The following is a 5,242-nucleotide window of genomic DNA, read 5'->3' as shown; positions in this document are numbered from 1 at the left end:
GGAGTTAAGGAGTTAGGAAGTTAAGGAGTTAAGACAATAGCCTTGCCGGCATTTAAATCCTGCGTTTTTATTTGCAAAACATTTGTCTTAACTCCTTAACTTCCTAACTCCTTAACTCCTTTTATCAAATCAACGTTTATGGATCTTTTCAATTACCGTCGTCGCGATACCGTTGAGGTGCATGTTGGCGGCACTCCGATGGGCGGCGGGAACCCGATTAGGGTGCAGTCGATGACTACAACGCCGACAACCGATACCGAGGCGTGCGTGGCCCAGGCCGAACGGATTATCAAGGCGGGCGGAGAGTATGTCCGCCTGACCACGCAAGGGGTGCGCGAGGCCGAGAACCTGAAGAACATCAACGCACGGCTGAGGGAGGACGGATTCATGACTCCGCTCGTGGCCGACGTCCATTTCAACCCGCATGTGGCCGAGGTTGCCGCGCTATATGCCGAGAAGGTGAGAATAAATCCCGGCAATTATGTCGACCCGGCGCGCACGTTCAAGCACCTTGAGTACACCGACGAGGAATATGCCGACGAACTGAAGAAGATTGAGGAGCGCTTCGTGCCCCTGCTGAACATCTGCAAGGAGAACCACACAGCGTTGCGCATAGGTGTCAACCACGGCTCGCTGTCAGACCGGATAATGTCGCGTTACGGCGACACTCCCGAGGGAATAGTCGAGAGTTGCATGGAGTTTCTGCGGATATGCAAGCGCGAATGTTTCAATGACGTTGTAATATCAATCAAGGCGAGCAATACTGTCGTGATGGTGCGGTCGGTCCGTCTGCTCGTAAGCGAGATGGAGAAGGAAGACATGCACTATCCCCTTCACCTCGGAGTGACCGAGGCCGGAGAGGGCGAAGACGGCCGGATAAAGAGCGCTGCTGGCATTGGCGCGCTGCTGGCCGACGGCATTGGCGACACCGTCAGGGTATCGTTGAGCGAGGAACCCGAGGCTGAAATTCCAGTGGCACGCCATCTGGTAGACTACATTACGGCCCGTGCAGGCCATACTATGATACCCGGAGCTGAGGCGCCAGGCTTCGACTGGCTGCGCCCTGAGCGGCGTAATACCGTGCCGGTGATGAACATCGGCGGCAGGAACGTGCCTGTTGTCATTGCCACAATGCTCGGCGGAGGCGACCCCGCGGCGCTGGACGCCGGTGCTGACATGCGTCCCGACTATGTGTACACGGGCAGTACGCTGCCCGACAGGAGGCTGCCAGGACAGAAGTATATCATGGATTTCAACACTTACGCCAAGCTGCAGGACACTGAAGGCGTATATCCCGTATTCCCGTACAACGCCGTTCCGCTAATATCCGCAATAGATGCGCCGCTGAAGTTCCTCGTTCTGCCTTACGGGGCGGACGCCGACGAGTACACGGCATGCCTCAAGTCGCACCCCGAGGTGGTAGTTGTAAGCATGAGCAACCACAAGAACCGCCTTGGCGAGCAGCGCGCGTTGGTGCATGAAATGATGTCGGCAGGACTTTCGAATCCCGTCGTGTTCTGTCAGATGTACCGCCACTCGCGCGAGGAGAAGAGCGACTTTCAGATTGAGTCGGCTGCAGACATGGGCGCGCTGATGTTCGACGGACTGACAGACGGCCTCTGGCTGATGAACGACGGCACGCTTACGGGCGCCGACGTTACGTCAACCGCTTTCGGCATATTGCAGGCAGCGCGCCTACGCACGTCGAAAACTGAGTATATAAGCTGCCCCGGCTGTGGTCGCACCCTTTACGACCTGCGCTCGACGATAGCACGTATCAAGGAGGCAACGAAGGACATGAAGGGGCTGAAGATAGGCATTATGGGCTGCATAGTGAACGGTCCGGGCGAGATGGCCGACGCCGATTACGGCTACGTAGGTGCCGGGCGCGGCAAGATTTCGCTGTACCGTGGCAAGCAGTGCATGGAGAAAAACATTCCCGAAGACGAGGCCGTAGAACACCTGTTGAGGCTTATCAGAGAGTCTTCAAATTGAGAATTGAGAGTTGAGAATGGATAATCATGGTTTGTCATGTTGGACGTGAGGATGTAAAATAATAAGGAATAGAGGTTGGAATATTTTGGTTTACGATACATTTTATCATTGCCAAATACTTAAGGGTAATCATAATTCTCCATTCTCAACCCTCATCCTTCCGCTCATTCAAACCGTAATTCTTGATTTCAGATTTTCAAATCTCGATAGTCTTGATATTCAATGAGTTATAAAAGGCCGTCTTTCGCAATGCGAAAGACGGCCTTTCAGATTGTAATTAACGACCTTTCGGAAAGCAAAAGGCCATCAATCGCGTTACATCTTTCCGCCATAGCACAGGTCGCCGGCGTCGCCGAATCCGGGAACGATGTACTTATGCTCGTTCAGTGCAGGGTCGATTGCGGAGCACCATACGGTAGTGCGGTCGGCCGGCAGCGAGTTCTTGACGTGCTCAATGCCGTCGGGCGCCGCTATTACGCAGGCCACGTGTATGCGCTTCGGTGTGCCGTGGGTGAGGAAAGCCTTGTAGCCCAGCTCCATAGAGCCGCCCGTAGCGAGCATTGGGTCGGCTATGATGAGCGTCTTTCCGCCGAGGTCGGGCGTGGCAAGATACTCTACGTGAATGCCCACCTCGGTGTGGCTGTCGTCAGTGTATTCGCGGTATGCGCTGACGAAAGCGTTGCCTGCGTGGTCGAACACGTTGAGAAAGCCGGTGTGGAAGGGCAGTCCGGCACGCAGGATCGTGGCCAGCACGATGTCGTCGGCAGGCAGGTTGATGCGCGATGTGCCCAGTGGGGTAGTGATGTCGCGTGCCGCATAATCAAGCTTCTTGCTTATTTCGTAAGCCATCATCTCGCCGATGCGCATGATGTTGTTGCGGAACAGCAGGCGGTTACGCTGGTAGTCGGCGTCACGCAGTTCGGCCATGAACTGGTTGACAATCGAGTTCTCTTTGCTAAGGTCGTATATTTGCATGGGTATATATAGTTTTTTTTGAGGATTTAAAGAGCTATGGAGTAAAGAAGTTAAGGCATGTGCCTTGCAGCCTCCGCTTTGAGAAAATAACGTTCCGGGCGATGTTTCTTATGTCTGTTGTCCGGCCTCTGATGCCCATTAGGCAAGGCATACGTCTCAACTTCTTTACTGCATTACTTCTTAACTCCCTATAATGATTTTCCTGCAAAAATAAAAACATTTCACGATTTTTGCAAACTGCGAGTTACAAAAGCACTTCGGGCTGTTTAAAATTTTAATACTTTAACCTAAAAACACTTTACGGCCGTGATTTTTATGACCGCAATCCCTTGTGAAAACATTATTTTTTACTACCTTTGCGGGCGATTTAAGGTACACTGTTCAGGAACATAATTCACTTTTTTAATACATATAAAAATGGCAAAGTTTGATAAGTCAGTTTTAGAGAAGTATGGAATCACGGGCGCAACCGAGGTTCTTTACAATCCTTCGTATGAGGTTCTGTTCAACGAGGAGACAAAAGAAGGTCTGACAGGCTATGACAAAGGCCAGGAGACCGAGCTTGGTGCAGTAAACGTAATGACCGGTATCTACACCGGCCGTTCGCCTAAAGATAAGTTCATCGTAGACGACGAGACGTCTCACGACACGGTATGGTGGGACAGCGAGGAGTACCACAACGACAACCACCGCGCTTCAAAAGAGGCTTGGGCTGCCGTTAAGGAGCTCGCGCTGAAGGAGCTTTCAAACAAGAAGCTGTACGTAGTTGACGGTTTCTGCGGCGCCAACAAGGATACCCGCATGAAGGTTCGCTTCATCGTGGAGGTTGCTTGGCAGGCTCACTTCGTTACCAACATGTTCATCCGTCCCCAAAGCGAGGCTGATTTCGAGCAGGAGCCCGACTTCATCGTTTACAACGCTTCTAAGGCTAAGGTTGAGAACTGGAAGGAGCTGGGACTCAACTCTGAGACAGCAGTAGTATTCAACGTAACTTCAAAGGAGCAGGTAATCCTGAACACATGGTACGGCGGCGAGATGAAGAAGGGTATGTTCTCAATGATGAACTACTTTATGCCTCTGCGCGGTATCGCTTCAATGCACTGCTCAGCTAACTGCGACAAGAACGGCGAGAACACCGCTATCTTCTTCGGTCTGTCAGGAACCGGTAAGACAACCCTGTCAACCGACCCGAAGCGTCTGCTCATCGGCGACGACGAGCACGGATGGGACGACAACGGCGTGTTCAACTACGAGGGCGGCTGCTACGCTAAGGTTATCAACCTTGACAAGGAGAGCGAACCCGACATCTACAACGCTATCACCCGCGACGCACTGCTCGAGAACGTAACAGTTGACGCTAACGGCAAGATAGACTTCGCTGACAAGAGCGTAACCGAGAACACCCGCGTTTCTTATCCTATCTACCACATCAAGAATATCGTACGCCCGATTTCTCACGCACCCGCTGCTAAGCAGGTAATCTTCCTGTCAGCTGACGCATTCGGCGTACTGCCTCCCGTATCAATCCTGAACGCAGAGCAGACAAAGTACTACTTCCTGTCAGGATTCACGGCTAAGTTGGCAGGTACAGAGCGCGGCATTACCGAGCCTACTCCTACATTCTCTGCTTGCTTCGGCCAGGCATTCCTCGAGCTGCATCCTACAAAGTACGCTGAGGAGCTGGTTAAGAAGATGGAGAAGAGCGGCGCTAAGGCTTACCTCGTAAACACCGGTTGGAACGGAACAGGCAAGCGTATCTCTATCCGCGACACTCGTGGTATCATCGACGCAATCCTCGACCACTCAATCGACAAGGCTCCTACGAAGACGATTCCTTACTTCAACTTCGTTGTTCCTACACAGCTTGAGGGCGTTGATCCGCACATCCTCGATCCTCGTGACACTTACGCTGACGCTGCTCAGTGGGAGGAGAAGGCTAAGGACCTCGCAGGACGCTTCATCAAGAACTTCAAGAAGTATGAGAGCAACGAGGCCGGCAAGGCTCTCGTAGCAGCTGGTCCGCAGCTCTAAGTTCTTGTAAATACATAAATGAAAAGCCCTGCCTTCGTAATGGCGGGGCTTTTTTATTGCTCACGGCCGGGTGTTGAAGTGTCACCCGGAGGCGGCGAATCCTTGGCTGTGATGTTAAAAACACGTGAGTTCGGTATAATAATCTTATGCAATAAGCCTGCTTTTATCAATGATGTCAATATTGAGTGACGGTTTCTTAGGTAGCAGGTTGTATGCGATAAGCCCTGCAATCAGGTTGGAA

The 5,242-nt window shown here is 52.2% G+C and carries 3 protein-coding genes and 1 pseudogene; 2 read left to right on the top strand and 2 right to left on the bottom strand.

The genetic code is table 11. The features are described 5' to 3' along the window. Window positions 1-138 precede the first annotated feature (138 nt). Window positions 139-1,995, top strand: coding sequence for a 4-hydroxy-3-methylbut-2-en-1-yl diphosphate synthase (locus H6A34_RS13725; protein ID WP_205105977.1), 1,857 nt, complete (start codon window positions 139-141; stop codon window positions 1,993-1,995). A 315-nt stretch (window positions 1,996-2,310) separates the two neighbouring features. On the opposite strand, the gene upp is transcribed toward H6A34_RS13725, so the two are convergent. Further along, on the bottom strand, window positions 2,311-2,970 hold the full coding sequence (gene upp / locus H6A34_RS13720) for a uracil phosphoribosyltransferase (protein WP_205105976.1): 660 nt from the start codon (window positions 2,968-2,970) through the stop codon (window positions 2,311-2,313). A 417-nt stretch (window positions 2,971-3,387) separates the two neighbouring features. Between upp and pckA the strand changes: the two genes are divergently transcribed. Beyond that, on the top strand, window positions 3,388-5,001 hold the full coding sequence (pckA, locus tag H6A34_RS13715; RefSeq protein ID WP_205105975.1) for a phosphoenolpyruvate carboxykinase (ATP): 1,614 nt from the start codon (window positions 3,388-3,390) through the stop codon (window positions 4,999-5,001). Between the two features lie 144 nt (window positions 5,002-5,145). Here the strand turns inward: pckA and H6A34_RS15080 are convergent. Further along, window positions 5,146-5,242, bottom strand: a pseudogene (locus tag H6A34_RS15080) (IS982 family transposase); the annotation flags it as partial.

Origin of the sequence: Marseilla massiliensis, assembly GCF_016899855.1 — a bacterium.
In the GTDB taxonomy this organism is placed as follows: Bacteria; Bacteroidota; Bacteroidia; order Bacteroidales; family Bacteroidaceae; genus Prevotella.
The sequence above is the reverse complement of the archived record's forward strand: the minus strand, read 5'-3'. Positions and strand labels throughout refer to the sequence as shown.

Excerpts from the sequence above, each read along its gene's own strand:
- upp (WP_205105976.1), bottom strand. The coding sequence starts at position 2,970 with ATGCAAATATACGACCTTAGCAAAGAGAACTCGATTGTCAACCAGTTC.
- H6A34_RS13725 (WP_205105977.1), top strand. The coding sequence starts at position 139 with ATGGATCTTTTCAATTACCGTCGTCGCGATACCGTTGAGGTGCATGTT.
- pckA (WP_205105975.1), top strand. The coding sequence starts at position 3,388 with ATGGCAAAGTTTGATAAGTCAGTTTTAGAGAAGTATGGAATCACGGGC.